Origin of the sequence: Vreelandella salicampi, assembly GCF_013415105.1 — a bacterium.
GTDB lineage: Bacteria > Pseudomonadota > Gammaproteobacteria > Pseudomonadales > Halomonadaceae > Vreelandella > Vreelandella salicampi.
This window is the reverse complement of the sequence record NZ_JACCDF010000025.1, coordinates 1-17,085: the sequence shown is the minus strand read 5'-3', so window position 1 is coordinate 17,085 and position 17,085 is coordinate 1. Positions and strand designations below refer to the sequence as shown.

Below are 17,085 nucleotides of genomic sequence, written 5' to 3'. Positions count from 1 at the left end.
TCGAGACACTGCCTACCCTCAACAACGATGACGAACTGAACACGCTGCTACCTTGGCAGTGGAAAGAGACGTTACCCGCCTGAACAATGACTGGCTAGATGTAGTTATTGGATCGCTTACATCGATACCATCGCCCATTGCCATTGACTGCCTGTGCCAACTGCCCCAAAACAAAAACGGGCAAAACCAGACACAAACAATAAGTGATAATACTTATCATTACAAATAATAAGGCGATGAAGAGCCCGCAGATGACAGAGCGTCGCTAGGGAGTGGTCGGTTCCTCCAGTGCCTCGACGAGGGCGTCAGCAAATCGTCGAGCAGAGGGGTGAACTCCGCCTATCCAAAACGAAGATGGTAATACGACAAAATCTCCACGCTGGACGCTAGGAAGGTAACGCCACATGCCGCTATTTTCGATATTGTGTTCGATACCTGTGGGATTTCCACTTTCTATGATAACCAGTCTCGCATCTTCAACATTGAAGAGCTCTCTTATACTGATCAGTGAATACCCCCACTGATTGGTCTGTTGTGTCCATGCATTACTTAGCCCTAGCCGCTTTAGCACCCCCTGGAACAGGCTATTTTCGCCATATACTCGCATGTACTGTTCATTCATTAATTGGATAATCAATAAAGGTGGCTGTGGTTCCAATGCACTCTGCAGAGAACGCAAATGGACTTGAGTGTTAGCAACCAACTTCTCTGCTTTATGTCTTCTGCCTACCAGTGCCCCAACTTCAAGTACAAATGAATCGAAACGCGCCCATAAGTCGTCATCAATATCATTCGCAAAAGGGAAATTGTGAATAATAGAAAAAGGTGCAATATCTGCCAACATAACGCCCATACGAGTCTGTCGAGGCGCAAGGAGTATACGGTGTGAACCAATACTACTTAACAGTTCCATATTAGGAAATATTTGGCTCCCAACACTAGTGATATCAGCATCAGTATAGCTGTTACCGGTCCATGTGTGGAAACCCGAAACATTACCCATAAGAACAGGGCCAGGATCCAACGCAAGGAGTGCTTCCGCAACAGTCCAGTCAAAAACCGAAGTAGAAGAGGGCGATTTATTTGCCAGTGCCGGGTTAAAAATCAAAAAAAAGCTAATAAAAAAATAAGAGGGGCACCTGAATATTAATAAAAGCTTATAAAGCCTCACTGTGAACTCCTTCAGAAGAAAAAAGAAACCGGGGAGGAACTTGCCAGTTTTCATTTTTTCAATGACCATTACACACCACTCAGCCCCACTGAAGCAGGGCTGAGCAAGGCACCTTTTCTACAATGTTACATTCTCATTCATTAAAACTCGTATTTCATCGTCGCCATGAAGTTGCGTGGTGCGCCGTAATAGTTATGCCTGGTTACACCTCGAACGGCAGAGTAATAATTTTTATCAGTCAGATTATTGCCAGTTATTGAAAAGTCCAAATTTTCACTGACACGATAGCCGACCATGGCTGATACTGTGGTATAGCCTCCTTGCTCAATAAAGTTATCGTCACTTTTGGCGTAAAGACTGCTGACTGTATTCATGCCGGCACCGACTCGCCAGCCCTGACTAGGATCGTCGCTGAAGCGGTAACGTGACCACAGATTAAAGTTATGCTTCGGTGTATCTGGTGAAAGCGTGAGCCCCTCCGAGTTAGCATCTCTCACGAACTCAGTCTCTGTATAGGCGTAACCTGCACTGAGGTCCCAACGGGGCAAAAGCTGACCGCTGACTTCCAGCTCGAAGCCCTCACTCCTTGCTTCACCAATTGGAATTGAGAAACCAGGATTATTAGGGTCAGCATAGGCGCGGTTGGTGTCTTCAATACGGAAGACTGCAGCATGCCAGTTCAAGTCACCCCCAGCATGGGAGCCCTTAACGCCGACCTCGTACTGCTCACCTTCTCTTGGCTTGATAGGATCGCCATCGCTATCCATAGCCGTTTGCGGTTGAAATATACCTGTGTAACTGGTGTATATGTTGAGCTCATCGTTGAGTCTATAGATTAAGCCAGCGTAAGGAATAAATTCAGTTCCATCGTCACTGGACCTTTCACCACCAAGCAAGTTATCCGTTTCCCACCAATTGACACGACCACCAAGAGCAATCGTGAAATCATCTATAATGTTGAAGCGAACTTGTCCATAAGTGGCATATTGTTCAACAACAAACTCATTCTGACCGGGGGGGCCATCGAAATCTGGTTCAGCTCGGTCATTCTTTGGATCGAATAGATTCTGAGGAAGGTATTGAGGGTCACCGTAGGTCCACTCATTTCTTAGCTCACTATTCTGGTAACTGGTTCCAATCACAGCGTGATGGGTCGCCCCAGCCAATTGGAACGGTGAGTTAACCTGTGCCTCGAAATAATCGTCCTGTTTCTCAAGCTCCCAAGCGAGCTGGCGGATCCAAAAGTCGCCGGTACCCCGATCTGCGGGAAGCATCCCCTCACTACTTTTTCTCAGATTGGCATCGCGATCCAGCCGATTGGCCTTCAGCGTTAATTCGCCACCGTTGGCGAGGCGATGTTCAAGTTCCAAGAAATAGCGCTGCGCATCCCCGCTCTGCTTGTCCCAGTCGGATCCGAGGTAGGTAGAGCGGTCTACATTCGTGAATGTGCCATCACTGTAGGTGGGTAAGCCAGAGTGGGGGCGGAATTCTTCATCCTGCACAGTTACGCCCATTGAAAGCGTCGTGTCGGGAGATAAGTCGAACTCCAATGTGCCATAGCCAACCTGGTTCTCTGAGTAGACATGGTCGATGAAAGAATCCCTATCATCATAGACGCCAACGAAGCGCCCTCGAACTCGCCCTTCGCTGTCCAGTGCGCCGGTAACGTCGACAACACCCCGGTAAGCATCATTCGTACCGGCAGAAAGGGAAACAGAGGATTGGTTTTCAGATAGGGCGCGTTTGCGCACCAGGTTGATGGTACCGCTGGGCTCTCCGGATCCATGAATAATCCCCGCAGGCCCACGTAGAACCTCAATACGATCAAGCAGGGCTGTGTCAAATACTCCAGCGCTTTCCCAGGCACTTCCTGCACTCTGAGCAGGGCTGCCATCCATCAGAAAGGAATCGACGCTATATCCCCGTGTTTTGATTTCGTACTGATTGGTTCCGTACTCACTCACGGTCATACCAGTGACATTGCGTATGGCCTCGGCCAATGAGGTAGTCCCTTGGTCATCCAAGCGTTCCCGCGTTACGACGCTAATGGACTGAGGCGTTTCCTTCACCGACTGCGCACCCAAGCCGATGGTAGCGCTTTCACTCGTATAGGAATTACTGTTCTCGGTCATGCCGTAAGGCAGGCGCTTTCCGGTTACCTCCAGCGCCGACAACGCCACATCCGCAGCCCGCTCTTCCAACCGATAACTACCATCACCCTGCCGTACAGCCCTTAACCCCGTTCCATCCAATAGCCGCTCTAGCCCTTCATCGACTCGATACTGGCCTTGTAGGCCAGGGCTTTGGCGCCCTTCCCCCAGCTCGCCAGCGCCGCTGATAAAAACACCCGCCTGCGCAGCGAAGCGGTTGATAACACTGCTTAACGGGCCGCTGGCAATGTCATAGTGGCGTGCTTGCTGCTGGGTGACTTGTGCCATGGCGAGCTGCGATAGCTGCGGCACGGCCAATAATCCGGCGGCGGCAAAATGAACCGCCAGCGCTAAGGCACGGCGGTTAAGCGTCGGTTGGTGCTTGGCAGTATGCGGTTGTAGTGCAGTGCGCTGTTGGAGCATATCGGTTCCCCTTGCAGATACGTTTTAAGTGCTTATAAAGGGGAATCGAACCAGCGAGAAAAAGGGGAACCAGAAAAACCACTTTTTTCTCTTTTTATTCCTCGCTGGAGCTGGCTTCGCCTGCCTCGATTTTGAGCCACCAGGGCATTACCCGGCGCACCTTTACCGGCAGCGTGGTCTCGACCATGTTCAGGGTGCGCTCTAGGTCATCGAGCGGGAAAGCGCCGAGCAGGGTGAGATCCGCCACCGACGGGTCGACCTCAAGACGGCCACGATGATGACGGCTAAGCGTCGCGGCGAAGGCCTTAAGCGACATGCTCTCGGCCAGCAGAATGCCATTGGCCCAGGCTTCCCGACGGCCTTCGGCGGGGGTGAGTTCCCCGATGCGGTCAGCGGCGTAGTGGGCCTGCTGCCCGGCAGTGACCACCTGCCGCTGGCTCGTATGCTGAGCATCGCCAAGGGTCTTGATAGCCACGGCGCCGTCAAACACCGCTAGCAGTTCACCTGATGGCTGCTCACCCACGCTAAAACGCGTGCCCAATGGCGTTAGTCGCGCACTGCGGGTATCCAGGTAAAACGGCCGCTCGGCGTCTTTGCCGGTCTCTATCAGCACCTCGCCAGTCACCAGCGCCAAGCGGCGCTGGTTTTGGTCGTAATCAACATTCAGCGCCGAGGCGCTGCTCAGCCAGACCTGGGTGCCATCCTCCAGCACGATGCGAGTGACTTCGCCGGTGGCGGTGTGATAATCAGCGCCCCACTGCTGTACTAGTCGTGGCAGTGGTGTGCTCTGCCAAAGCGCAGCGGTGAGTACAGAGACCAGCGCGAGCGTAACCAGCCCGCCGAATAGATGACGCCGCCCCTGCCGCCGTTGGCGCGCGGTGCTGATCACGCTGTCAGCGGTTTGGCGTTCATCTTCGTCTAGATGCTCGGTGAAGCGGCGGCTGACGCCCTCCACCTGTTGCCAGGCCCAGCGATGGGTGTCGTTGGCATCCCGCCATGCTTGCCAGCGTTGACGCTCGGTAGCCGACAACTCCCCCGCTTGCCATTCAGCAAACCACTCGGCGGCCTCCGCCAACGCGCGGCGCTTGGCGGCTTCATCGGGGCTGGCGGCAGAAGCCATTTAGAGGCTTGCCTCGAAGCCCGCCTCGATCAACGCGCACTGCAGCATGGCCTGGGCCATATATTTTTTGACCATGCGTTCGGACACCCCCAGTTCCTCAGCAATCTGCCGATAGGGTTTGCCGTGCAGTTGGGAGGCCAAAAAGGCGCTAGCGACTTTTTCGGGCAACCGCGCCAGCATACGGTCGATTTCACACAGCGTCTCGATGACGATCTGCTGGTGTTCGGCGGAGGGTAAATGCGCCTCAGTGCTGGCCGCCAGGGCTTGCTGCCAGGCGCGCTCGATATCCTGGCGGCGCCAATGATCCACGCACAACCCTTTGGCCATACGGCTGAGATAGGCTCTGGCCCCGTCGAAACTATCCAGATGGCGAGGCGTTTTCAGCAACCGCACAAACGCATCCTGCGCCAGATCCGCCGCCGACTCACTGCATCCCAACCGTTGGCTGAGCAACTGCTGCAGCCAGGGTTGGTGGTGGTGATACAGCTTGCCAAGCGAGTCTCGGCAGCCGGTATGGTACGCCGTGGGATCAGTTGATTGTATTGCCACCGTATCGTTACGCATTACTCAGTCACCCGAGCCACCGCATCGCGGCTGGCGGCTTCTCGCTGTTCGCCGGTGAGTTCTACCAACTGCCCGTGGCGCATTTCCAGCAAGCGGTCGGCTTGGTCGAAGTAGTGGTCGTCGTGGCTGATCACCACCAGCGTCTTGCCCAGCGCCCGAAGCTGGGGCAATAGCTCACGGTAAAAGACCCGGCGGAACTGGGGATCCTGGTCGGCGGCCCACTCGTCCAGCAATAGTAGGTCGCGCTGCTCAGCGACCGCCAATAGCATCGCCAAGCGCTTGCGCTGGCCCTGGGAGAGATTGATGTTGGTGATGCGATCACCGTCGAAGTCGAGCTTGCTGTGCATGCCCAGTGCGGCAAGCCACTCCTCTACCAACGCCGGGTCGGGTGACTCGCCGGCGGGGCCCATTAACCGGTCAAACAAATGCAGGTCGGTGTAAATGGCTGAAAAGTGTTGGCGATAGCGCGTCCAGTCTTCCTCCTGCAGCGGCCTGCCATCGACTCGAACACATCCACTTTGGGGCTGGTAGAGTCCGGTTAGCAGCCTCGCCAAGGTCGATTTGCCACTGCCGTTTCCGCCGATCAGAAACACCACCTCGCCACGCTTCAAGGTCAGGTCGATAGGGCCGATGGCAAAACCCTCCCGAGACTCCTCATCCGGGTATCGATAGCTGACCTGCTCCAGGGTTAGTTCCTGCCAGTCGTGGCGCAGCGCAGAGTGGCCGAACGCCTCGTGGTGCTCGGCCAGGTCTAAACTACTGATTTTTTCAAACGCCACTCGGGCGTTAATCAGCGTAGGAAAGGCGCCAATGGCCTGCATCAACGGCGCACGCAAAAACAGCAGTGTGAGTGAGAAGGTCGTGGCTACCTGCACCGACGCCCAACCCAGGCCGTTGGCCAAAAAGAAAGCGACGCCGATGGCGCCCAGCATCATGATGTTAAACCAGTTCACCGCGCTCAGATGGTAGGTATCACCAAGAATAAAATGGCGCCGACAATCCTGTGCGTTAGGCGTATAAACATCGCGATACAGCCATTCGGCGCGGTCACGGTTAAGCGCCAGCTCTTTGCGCCCCTCGATCACCGACTGGTAATCCGCATAAAGACGATCCTGTATTTCGCGCAGTTTGGCCATATGCCCATAGACCCGGGCCACCAAACGCATGCCAATCAACACCGTCACGATCACCCAGAGCGCGGTGACGCCCAGCATGGCAGGAGAAAGCCACGCCAGGTAAAGCGTGGCGCCTACCGTCAGCACACCACCCTGCACCAGCTCCGGCAAGCGTATAAAAGCAACGGTCACTGAACTCACGTCGGAGGAGAGACTCGCCAGCAGTCGCGCACTGCCAATCTGCTCGGCGCGTTCAATATCGGTATCTAGAATTCGCTTGATCAACTGCCCCCGCAGCCGGTAGACGAAATGGTGACCCAGCGTGGTCAGCGCCAATTGTGATGTCAGGGTAATGACCAGTAGCAACGCTATCAGCCCCAGGAACTCGGGCAGGATGCGCCAGGGGTCGGTGAAGGTGCCCAGCAGCCGTTGATTGATAAAGGCGATGACGCCGACACCCAAGCCAGCGCTTGCCAGGCTAAGTAGTACCACGGCCACAAAGGGCCAGCGATAATCACGCCATACAATCCTTAACAACTCCATGAACAAGGCCTCCTAGCGGGGTTATTTGCCTCGGCGCTTGGCCGGTCGATTTTCGGGTTTCAATGGGCAGCCGCCGCACAGCGGCTCGCCGGGTAGCCGATACTTGATGCAGCACAACCGCCGCACTCGAGTAGGTGTTTCACCGCCCAGCTCCAGGTAACGCACCGGCTGGTAGAGTGGATTACGACGCCCATCGGGGAGCGTCTTGGTAGTGAGGTAATCCAGCAGTGATCCGCCCGCGCCAGCAAATGCCGGGTGCTGCGAGCAGGTCTTACCCACGAACTCCACATAGGCGCCAAGGTTGCTCCAGAACACCTTGGCAGAAAGCCCAGAAACCTCTGCAAGCGCCCCGACCAACGGCGCAAAGTGGTCATCGAAGAGGTAGTCAAAGCGCGCCAAGGGCGCCTGCAAATGCAGCGGCACGCCACCATCGGGCAGCCAGATACGCGCTGTTTGCCCCTTGTCGCCTAGCTCGAGGCGCATATGATCAAAGCCCACCGGCAGCTCGTAGCCCAATAGCAGGTTGGCCACCAGTGTCGGGATTGAGACGCTGCTGAAATGAAATTTCGACCAGATCGAGGCGGCCGCCTTGCGGTCGGCCCCCTCGCCGAAGCTGGCCGTAAAGCGGCTTATTACCCCCTCCAGCACCTCAGCATCGAGCAGGTCAGACGCTGCAATGGTCGGCACATCCGGCACCCCGAAGGTGGGCGCCTTGAGCCTATCGAGGGGCGGCTGCCGATAGAGCGCCAGCAGTGTCTCCACGGGATCCGCCGCGACCCAAGGTCGACTCGGTTTGGCCGCCACGTTACTCATAGCCGCCGAAGCCCCCACATAAAGTAAGCCCCGCCAATCAAGGAGGCGACAAGGCCTGCGGGTATCTCGTAGGGGAAAATAATCTGGCGCCCCACCCAGTCAGCCAGCACCATCAATAACATGCCGATCAACGCAGCACCCAGCAGATGCTGACCCGCCCGGGAAAAGCCGACCAAGCGCGCCATATGTGGCGCCAGCAGGCCAATAAACGAAAGCGGCCCCACCACCAGAGTGGCGCAGGCGGTGAGTAGCGCCACCAGTAGCAGCAACGCCAAACGGGCGCGGTTGAGGGTTACCCCAAGCGCCTTGGCCGTCGGCGCGCCTAAGGGCAAGATATCCAGCCAGCGGGTGAAGGGCAGCGTGACCAGCGCCAGCACGGCGGCAATCCCCCCTACCACCACCGCATTGGTGACATCCACGTAATAGGTTGAGCCCGCCAGCCAGGCAATCACCTGCTGGCCACGAGGGTCGCCGCCTGCCAGCATTACGCTGCGCACGGCATCAAACAGCGCACTGACCGCCACCCCGGTAAGCAGCAAACGCTCGGGGAGATAACCGCTCTTGCGGTTGATACCCACTAGCACCACCAATGTTGTGAAAGCCCCTAGGGTGCCTACGCCAATCAGCATCATATTGGTGGGTGCGGGCAGCAGGAAAATCCCCAAAATCAGCGCAATAGCACAGCCACCGCTGATACCCAGTACTTCGGGGCTGGCCATGGGGTTGGCAGAAAGGCGCTGGAGAATAGTCCCCGCAATCGCCAACATTAACCCGCTGGCCGCCGCCGCCATCACCCGGGGCATGCGCCACTGCATGACATTCCAGTTATTGGGCGCCAGCCAGTACCAGCCGTCTACACCCTGGCCAAACAGCAAGCCGAGAACCGTTGCCCCCAGTAACGCAAGGATTAAACCAGTGGCTAAACGTGACGGCGTAGGGTGGCGATGAGCGAAAACACCGGCCCCTTTTGGCGGCTGGTCGCCCTGCAGTTTCAGGCGCGGAATCAGCCACATTAACAGCGGTGCCCCCAGGGCACCGGTAATCGCCCCGGTAGGAATAAAGGCTGCCACCATGCCACCGAACTGCTGCAGCAGCAGATCCGTGGTAGCCAGCAGCACCGCCCCCAATAGCGCCGACCAGAGCAGCCGTGGCCCTAGGCGTCGCGCACCGGCCATACGCACAATATTGGGCGCTGCCAAGCCGATAAAGCCGATGATGCCCACCACGCTGACAATGCTGCCGGTAATAAACACCGCCAGCCCCATGCCCGCAAAGCGCAGATAGGTCAGCGAGACTCCCAGGCTCTTGGCACTGGCATCGTCCAACTCCAGCACCGCCAAGGGCCGTAGCAAAAACCACGCGGCCACGCAGCTAATCGCCAGCCGAGGCCAGAGAATTGCAACGCCGTCCCAACCGTTTTGCGCCAGCGAACCGGCACCCCAAATCAGCAGCCCTGAGAGCGCCTCGTGGTTAAACAGCAGCAGCGCCGTAGACAGCGCCCCCAGGTACAGATTAACCACCAGGCCCGCTAGCACCACCACGATCGGCGCCAGCCCGCGCCGCCACGAGAGCAGGAAAACTAACCCAACCGCCAGCGCGCCACCCAATAAGGCGACCCATTCGCGCCCGGCGACAAGCAGCCCCGGCGCCAGCAAGGTGGCGGTCATCAACGCCAGGTTAGCGCCCGATGCCACCCCTAGGGTGGTGGGCGAGGCCAACGGGTTGCGCAGCACCTGCTGCATAAGCACGCCTGCCAACCCCAAGCCGCCCCCGGCTAGCAGCGCGATAGAGAGGCGCGGCCACCAAGCGTAGTAAAGCAACAGCTCGTCAACGTTCTCAAAAGAGGGGGCCACTAATGCCTGCAGACCCAGCGCGAAACCGCCTTGGCCCTCTAGGCCCACCCAAAACAGCACCACCATGGGCAGGCTAAGCAATAGGCAGGCTTTAGCGGGCGACATTCCCCCAATTCTTTGAGCAAATTGCGCAGCGCCTAGCATAGCGAGCACCCTTTTGTGATAACCGGACAGTTCGCCAAAAGAGACGTGATAGACAGCAGCGTCATTTTCTTAGCCTTACTATTTAAAGAAACGAGTTTATGGAAATTAGCGATTGAATAATTAACAATGATTCTAAATGATAACGATTAGCACTACAATTGACTCCTTATATAAAGGAGACATCATATGGCAGCCAAACCGAGCTACCGGCTTTTCGATATCACCCTCGCCCGGCGCACCCAAGTCAGCGCCTCATTAGTCAGGTTCACCTTTACTGGCCCAGATGTTGGTCAAATGGATACCTACGCCCCGGATCAGCGCGTCAAGCTGTTCTTCCCCGAAGGCGGTGGTAGTCTCGATCCGCTGTTTGAGATTGCCAAGCTGGAAGAGCACGACTGGTACGGCGCCTACCGCGCATTGCCCGATGCCCAGCGCCCCGCTGCGCGCACCTACACTATTCGCGCCCTGCGCCAGGAACAGGCCGAGGTGGACGTTGAGTTTGTACTCCACGGCGACAATGGCCCCGCATCGCGCTGGGCAATGCACGCCCGCCCTGGTGACCGGCTAGCCATGACAGCCCCCGACGCCAGTGCGAAAGGCCCAAAGCTGGGCTACGAGTGGAAGCCACCCCAAGGCGTACAGCGTATTCTGATCATCGCCGATGAAACCGCCCTCCCCGCCGCCGCCGGTATTTTGGAATTCCTTGATGACCTGCCGCTCAAACCCAAAGTCGAAGCGCTGTTCGAAGTGCCTCGCGGCGATGACGTGCAGCCGCTGCCCCAGGCAGCCAAACTGCGCTGGCTGGCACGTGACGCTGAGCCCGCCTGCCAACACGGTGAGCTGCTGATGAGAGCGCTGCGTGATATCGATTTGCAGCAAGAGATTGTCGCGCTAGGGGGTGACCCTTTGACCGCGACCAAGGGCAGCGAGGATGGAAATGGCGAGGACGAAAACGCCCCGCTCTGGGAGCCCGCCACCCTGGACGATAGCGCGCCCTTCTACGCCTGGATCGCCGCTGAAACCAAAGTCGCCATGAAGTTGCGCCGCTATTTGGTCAACGAGTGCGGGCTACCCAAGCAGTACGTTACCAGCATGGGCTACTGGCGCCTGGGTAAAGCTAATGGATAAGAAAAGCTAAGTATCTAATGTTGGCTTTGGGTTGATATTTTATAAAATGAAAACAATAATAATTAATATTCGTATAAAAGAAAATATTGATTCAAGGAGAACATTGGTGAACCAACCTACTTTGCGCAAGCGGTGGCTAACGGCCGCCATTGCAGTGGCTGCCTGCAACGCGTCGATATCGGTGTATGCTCAGAACGCTGATCAGCACACAGGTAGTGAATCCTCAACTGCGTTACCCACACTGCAAGTGACGGGAAGTCGTATTTATGAAGAGGCCACAGGGCCTGTGCAAGGTATTGCCGCTACTCGTAGCGCGACAGGCACCAAGACCGACACGCCGATTATTGAAACGCCACAGTCCATCTCGGTGATTGGTAGCCAGGAATTCCGTAACTATGGCGCACAGAATGTTAACGAAGCGCTGGGCTATACCGCTGGGGTGTCGAATGCTTATGGCGGGGGAGGTACCGACACCACCCACGACAGCATGATGATTCGCGGTTTTAGCGTGTATAACAGTTACCGAGATGGCAGCAAGTATCAGGTCAATGTCTTCGATGGCCAGCAGGAACTCTATGGCCTGGAGCGCCTGGAAGTACTCAAAGGCCCTTCTTCAATCCTTTATGGCGTGGCGTCCCCTGGCGGTGTGATCAATACCGTCAGCAAGCGCCCTACCAGCGAGCCCTTGCGCGAAGTGAATGTCCAGGCAGGCAGTTTTGACCGCCGGCAAATATCCGCCGACGTCTCCAATGCCCTCGATAAAGATGGCGAATGGTCATACCGTTTGACGATGCTCCGTCGCGATAGCAACACCTTTATTGATCACGTGCCGGATGATCGCACCTACATCGCCCCCGCCCTGAAGTGGCAACCAAACGAAGACACATCGCTGACCCTGCTGAGCGAGTATCAGCGCGATCAGTCGACCTACATCTATGGGCTACCGGGTAGCGGCACCATTCTTCCCAACCCCAACGGCGATATTCCCCGAGACCGATTCACTGGCGAGCCCGGCTTCGATGAATTCGATAACGAGCGTTACTCCCTCGGCTATTTGTTCGAGCATGATTTTTCCGATCGCCTGACACTACGCCACAATCTACGCACCATGCACGCTGATCGAGAGCTCGACAACGTCGGTATTGAGCAGACGCCTCAGAGCGCCGATGGGCGCCTCTTTGCCAGAACCGCACATGATCGGCGCGACGCCTCAAGGGCAGTGACCTCCGATACGTCCTTGCAGTACGACTGGGAAGCCGGGGCGACAACTAACACCTCCCTGGTCGGCATCGATTACACTCGCCAAAGGCACGAAACCGAACGTTACCAGCATACCGTCGCGCCCTTAGATCTCTTTGATCCGGTTTATGGGCGCGGCGAACTGGGTGAGCGCGTTCCCAATGCCTACTCCAATGTGAGCCGCAAAGAGCAAGTGGGTCTGTATCTTCAGAACCAGATGAAGATTGCCGATAAATGGGTAGTCATGTTTGGTGGGCGTCAAGACTGGACGGATACCGAAGCTTATCGGTACTTCGATCCCTCCCAAAGACAACAACAGAATGACGATGCTTTCACTGGCCGAATCGGGTTCGTTTACCTAGCCGATAACGGCCTAGCGCCCTTCGCCAGCTTCAGTCAGTCCTTCGAGGTTGCCAGCGGCACCGACCGCAACGGCAATCAATTTGAGCCCACTCAAGGCGAGCAATACGAGGCGGGTATCCGCTATCAGCCCGAAGGGTTCGATACCATGCTTACCGCCACCGTTTATGAGTTAACTCAGGAAAACGTGCTGGTCACAGATCCGGTCAATACCAACTTCCAAGCCCAAATGGGCGAGGTGCGTTCTCGCGGCGTTGAGCTAGAGGCCAAAACAGAGCTCGGCCCTAACGCTAATCTGGTCGCCGCCTACGCTTATACCGACGCGCGTACCACCGAAAGCAGCCCGGCGACTCCCGACAAGGTAGGCGAGCGAACTGGTCAGGCACCTTACAACCAGTTCTCATTATGGGGTGATTATCGCTTTGGCAATGTTGGTTTACCTGGCCTGAAGCTGGGCGCTGGCCTCCGTTACATGGGCTCAACGCTGCCTAATGCTTATCTTGATGGCGAAGTGCCTAGCTTCACCCTGGTTGACGCCATGGTCAGCTATGAGACAGGCCCATGGTTACTGTCCGTCAATGCCACCAACCTAACTGACGAAACCTATATCGAGTCCTGTACCTACGCGTGTTATTACGGAGAACCTCGCAGCGTGGTCGGTACGGCGTCCTATCAGTGGTGATCATGGCGCTCCTTTATCCGCAAAACACAGGCATGATCGTGTCAAATCAAAATCGTACTTTTTGTCACTCTGCTATCCATAAAAGCATCGCTTTGCTGGCGTCCTTGTTAATCGGTTTATTGGTTAGCAAGGTTGCGATAGCAAGTGATGAAAACAGCGGCGCGCCCTTGGCGACTTTTGACTTCGCCATCGCGGAAACCCTCAATGCTATTGATCACCCACCCAGATTTTTATCGGGTCTGAGAGGTTATAAAACCTACTCACGCCAGGATGGCATTCTTCCCGATACGACCAACCTGGGTTACCGCCACCTCCCTAACCTTGAGCTACTGGCAAGCGATTCTCCAAGCCATATCCTGATTTCACCGCCTGCTCATGCCAGCTTACTTCCACGGCTAAGAAAAATTGCGGACGTCAAGGAGTACCCGCTTTATAGACATGCCGATAGCGATGGCCACCATAACGACTGGGAAACCATCGAGGAATTGACGCGTCAGCTTGGTGATTTGGTTGGTCATCCTGACGCTGCGGAGCATTATATCGAGCAGTCCCGCCACCACTTCGCTGCGCTAAAGCAAGCGCTTAATGATATCGACTCCCCCGTTTTACTGGTGCGTCTGATGGATGAACGCCATGCCCGGGTGTATGGCGCAGGCAGTGTGGAAGGCATGATGTTAAATCGCCTTGGCCTCGAGAACGCTTGGCAGGGAGAATTAGGCCAATGGGGAATGACAACCGTCAGCGCAACGCCTCTGTTTGATATCGATGCGAAACTGGTGTTTCTTGACAGCCCCTACGGCCCGGACGGGGGTGTGAGACAACTCATCTCCGACGGCCAGTGGCGACACTTGCCAAACGTGAAGCAGGGAAACTATACGATTATTCCCGTCAATTATTGGTCCTGGGGCGGGCTACCCGCCGCCCGGCGTTTTGCTGATAGCCTTGCCAGCCGTCTGACTGAAAGCGATAACATCGACAGTGCTTCGGCCGATACAAACCAGTGATCATGGCCGTAACGCGTTGAAGAATAATAACTCCTGAGCCAACCCAGAAGCCTGTTACCGGTTTTATGCTGATGAGAAGTAGCCATTAATTAACAGAATACCAAATGGCTCTTCCTAACCTAAGGAACGGCAAAGCCCCTTGGCTCTGCCTGGTAAACAACATCGTCTCTCTTACACATGACTTTCTCTCCGACTCCCTCCCATTGCCTATATAGCGTTGACATGGCAAAGAGACTATTCATAATACAAACAATAACGATTAATATTTACATAAAATCAGGATAAACCTCATGCAAGGAGAAAATTCGTGAACCAACCTTCTATTTGCAAAAGGTGGCTAACGGCTGCTATTGCTGTAGCTGCCTACAGCTCTTCAACGACTGTATTTGCTCAGGATGCTGAGCAAAGCTCGCAATTAGATAGCAATTCGCCGAACACATTGCCTACAGTGCAAGTAACAGGCGATAGAATTTCAGGTGCGCTACAGCCGACTGAGGGATATACCGCCGACACAAGTATTAGTGCTACCAAAACTGACACTCCTCTGATGGAGACAGCCCAGTCGGTATCCGTGGTCACTCGCGAGCAGATCGAAGATCAAAGCGCGAAGTCTGTGCAGCAAGCCCTGCGCTATACCCCTGGTGTGTTCACAGGCACCCGCAACGGTTTTGGTAATCGTTACGACTTCGTCAATATGCGTGGTTTTGGTGGCGTCGGTAATATCGACAACGTCTATTTTGACGGCCTCAAAATGGCAGGTGATGTTTCCGGCTATAACTCATTACAAATTGATCCCTATTTTCTTGAGCGGATCGATGTTTTCAAAGGGCCAACATCTGTTTTATATGGGCAAAGCTACCCGGGTGGCTTGGTCGGGCTGACCAGTAAACGCCCTCTATTCTCACCTAGCCATGAGATCCAGCTAGAAACGGGCAGCCATAACAAACGTACAGCACGATTTGACGTCAGTGGTCCTTTAGGGGAAAACCAACAGGTCGCCTATCGCCTGGTAGGGCTAGCCAGCAGTTCGGACAGCCAGTTTGATCATGTAGAGAACGAGCGCTATACCATTGCCCCCTCTTTGACGTTCTTGCCAACCGATGCGACATCATTGACCGTCATGGCCTACCTGCAGCACGAACCAAATCGTGGCTACTATGGTTGGACGCCAGCCGACGGTACGGTGCGAGATTATAATGGTAAACGGATCGATAATAATTTTTTTGATGGCGAGCCAGGTGTCAATGGGTTCGAGCGTTATCAACGACTAATAGGTTACCAACTAGAACATCAGTTCAACGATCAGTGGCAGGCTCGACAGAATTTCCGCTTCACCTCTTCGGATATTGATTATGACTCCATTTATTCCAGTAGTTACGTAGGCGATAGTAATCTGCTGAACCGACGCGCCGCGAGAGCCGATGAGTCCATGCACGCCTATCATGTGGATAATCAGCTACAGGGGGACGTTACGACCGGAGCTCTTGAACATACGCTACTAGCCGGTGTGGACTACCAGTACCAACGCAACTCGGGAGAATGGCAGTTCGGATCGGCATCTCCCCTGGATGCCTTTGACCCACAGTATGGAAATACCCAAACCACCTATGCAACGCCCACTAACTTCATCAACAAGGTAGAGCAGACAGGGGTTTACCTGCAGGATCAGATCAGCTTCAACCGCTGGCGTTTAAACCTGTCAGGGCGTCAGGATTGGGCTGACACCAGCACCGCCTACACCAACTTGGGCATGTCGTCTGAAAGCGACAATGAGAAGTTCACCAGTCGTGCCAGCTTATTGTATGCCTTTGATAATGGCATTTCTCCTTACGTCAGCTACTCGGAATCATTTCAAGCAGCGTCCGCCACAAGGACGGACGCCTCCGGCAACTCTTTGGATCCCAGCGAGGCCTCTCAATACGAGACAGGGATCAAATATCAACCACCCGGCCGCAATGACCAATACACGGCCGCTTTATATCACCTAGAACAGGAGAATGTTTCCGAAGCCATTCCTAACACATCGTTCTATGAGTCTATCGGCAAAGTACGTTCACGCGGCTTAGAGCTCTCTGCCACCTTGCGTCCCACTGAGCAGCTTTCGTTGCTCGCCAACTATACGTATACCGATATGGAGTACGTTGAAACCAATGATGAGACTCAAGGCAATACACCCTATGCTGTACCCCGTCATATGGCCTCGGCATGGGGCAAATATGAATTCACTAACGGTGCCTTAAACGGCCTTGGGATTGGCGCAGGTATCCGCTACAACGATTCTACCTGGGGCGATGAGACCAATACATTTCAGGTAGACGGCTATACGCTGGTCGATGCCATGCTGGAATATGATCTGGGCGCGTTATCAAGCGACCTTGAGGGCATGAATTTACAGGTCAATGCGAACAACCTGCTCGATAAAGAGTATACGTCTTCTTGCTCTAGCCTCAGGATTTGTCACTTTGGCGAAGAGCGCAATGCGACGGCAACCGTCAGCTATCGTTGGTAGAGTCAGCTCACTCATTACGCGAGTATTAAATCACCTGCTTATATAGGCTGATTCAAGGAAAATACGGGGTGTCTCTATGTCTAGAGGCACCCCGTTTAATTTGGCTGTTGAATTCGGCCTTTATCCTGATGTCACCTAGCGCTATGTCCTGAATTCATAGAATAACTGCAGCACTTTGGATCATACGGTAGAGGCAGGAGGGCCAGCAGCGGTACCCTCTCCGCCTTACCGACCAAAGTGAAGCAGAGTATGGGATACCGACAACTG

11 protein-coding genes are annotated in these 17,085 nt (G+C 55.1%); 4 read left to right on the top strand and 7 right to left on the bottom strand.

The genetic code is table 11. The features are described 5' to 3' along the window. Positions 1-265: 265 nt before the first annotated feature. From HZS81_RS17675 to fhuB, 7 genes are all read right to left on the bottom strand, one after another. A complete protein-coding gene (locus HZS81_RS17675) occupies positions 266-1,240 on the bottom strand; it encodes an ABC transporter substrate-binding protein (RefSeq protein WP_179931839.1) in 975 nt (324 codons plus the stop codon). 71 nt (positions 1,241-1,311) lie between these two features. Beyond that, positions 1,312-3,744, bottom strand: a complete 2,433-nt coding sequence (locus HZS81_RS17670) for a TonB-dependent siderophore receptor (RefSeq protein ID WP_179931838.1) — start codon at positions 3,742-3,744, stop codon at positions 1,312-1,314. Between the two features lie 94 nt (positions 3,745-3,838). Beyond that, positions 3,839-4,864 (bottom strand): FecR domain-containing protein, encoded by a 1,026-nt coding sequence (locus HZS81_RS17665; protein WP_179931837.1) that lies wholly within the window; start codon positions 4,862-4,864, stop codon positions 3,839-3,841. Continuing rightward, positions 4,865-5,428, bottom strand: coding sequence for a sigma-70 family RNA polymerase sigma factor (locus HZS81_RS17660; protein WP_241697557.1), 564 nt, complete (start codon positions 5,426-5,428; stop codon positions 4,865-4,867). After that, a complete protein-coding gene (locus tag HZS81_RS17655) occupies positions 5,428-7,086 on the bottom strand; it encodes a multidrug ABC transporter permease/ATP-binding protein (protein ID WP_179931836.1) in 1,659 nt (552 codons plus the stop codon). Before HZS81_RS17655 ends, HZS81_RS17660 begins: the two co-directional genes overlap by 1 nt. A gap of 21 nt (positions 7,087-7,107) precedes the next feature. Then, on the bottom strand, positions 7,108-7,899 hold the full coding sequence (fhuF, locus tag HZS81_RS17650) for a siderophore-iron reductase FhuF (RefSeq protein ID WP_179931835.1): 792 nt from the start codon (positions 7,897-7,899) through the stop codon (positions 7,108-7,110). Then, the gene (gene fhuB / locus HZS81_RS17645) at positions 7,896-9,896 is read right to left on the bottom strand and encodes a Fe(3+)-hydroxamate ABC transporter permease FhuB (RefSeq protein WP_179931834.1); all 2,001 of its coding nucleotides are present in this window, start codon (positions 9,894-9,896) and stop codon (positions 7,896-7,898) included. The genes fhuF and fhuB overlap by 4 nt, the downstream gene beginning before the upstream one ends. A 186-nt stretch (positions 9,897-10,082) precedes the next feature. On the opposite strand from fhuB, the gene HZS81_RS17640 reads away from it, so the two are divergent. The 4 genes from HZS81_RS17640 (at position 10,083) to HZS81_RS17625 (ending at position 16,818) form a co-directional block, all read left to right on the top strand. Next, positions 10,083-11,024, top strand: coding sequence for a siderophore-interacting protein (locus HZS81_RS17640; protein WP_179931833.1), 942 nt, complete (start codon positions 10,083-10,085; stop codon positions 11,022-11,024). A gap of 106 nt (positions 11,025-11,130) precedes the next feature. After that, positions 11,131-13,305, top strand: a complete 2,175-nt coding sequence (locus tag HZS81_RS17635; protein ID WP_179931832.1) for a TonB-dependent siderophore receptor — start codon at positions 11,131-11,133, stop codon at positions 13,303-13,305. A gap of 2 nt (positions 13,306-13,307) precedes the next feature. Continuing rightward, a complete protein-coding gene (locus HZS81_RS17630; RefSeq protein WP_179931831.1) occupies positions 13,308-14,309 on the top strand; it encodes an ABC transporter substrate-binding protein in 1,002 nt (333 codons plus the stop codon). Positions 14,310-14,616: 307 nt separating this feature from the next. Next, positions 14,617-16,818 (top strand): TonB-dependent siderophore receptor, encoded by a 2,202-nt coding sequence (locus HZS81_RS17625; RefSeq protein WP_179931830.1) that lies wholly within the window; start codon positions 14,617-14,619, stop codon positions 16,816-16,818. Positions 16,819-17,085: the final 267 nt, after the last annotated feature.

Bases quoted from the DNA above. Each gene is read 5' to 3' on its own strand.
- HZS81_RS17630 (WP_179931831.1), top strand. From the start codon at position 13,308: ATGGCGCTCCTTTATCCGCAAAACACAGGCATGATCGTGTCAAATCAA.
- fhuB (WP_179931834.1), bottom strand. From the start codon at position 9,896: ATGCTAGGCGCTGCGCAATTTGCTCAAAGAATTGGGGGAATGTCGCCC.
- HZS81_RS17665 (WP_179931837.1), bottom strand. From the start codon at position 4,864: ATGGCTTCTGCCGCCAGCCCCGATGAAGCCGCCAAGCGCCGCGCGTTG.
- HZS81_RS17640 (WP_179931833.1), top strand. From the start codon at position 10,083: ATGGCAGCCAAACCGAGCTACCGGCTTTTCGATATCACCCTCGCCCGG.
- HZS81_RS17675 (WP_179931839.1), bottom strand. From the start codon at position 1,240: ATGGTCATTGAAAAAATGAAAACTGGCAAGTTCCTCCCCGGTTTCTTT.
- HZS81_RS17660 (WP_241697557.1), bottom strand. From the start codon at position 5,428: ATGCGTAACGATACGGTGGCAATACAATCAACTGATCCCACGGCGTAC.
- fhuF (WP_179931835.1), bottom strand. From the start codon at position 7,899: ATGAGTAACGTGGCGGCCAAACCGAGTCGACCTTGGGTCGCGGCGGAT.
- HZS81_RS17655 (WP_179931836.1), bottom strand. From the start codon at position 7,086: ATGGAGTTGTTAAGGATTGTATGGCGTGATTATCGCTGGCCCTTTGTG.
- HZS81_RS17670 (WP_179931838.1), bottom strand. From the start codon at position 3,744: ATGCTCCAACAGCGCACTGCACTACAACCGCATACTGCCAAGCACCAA.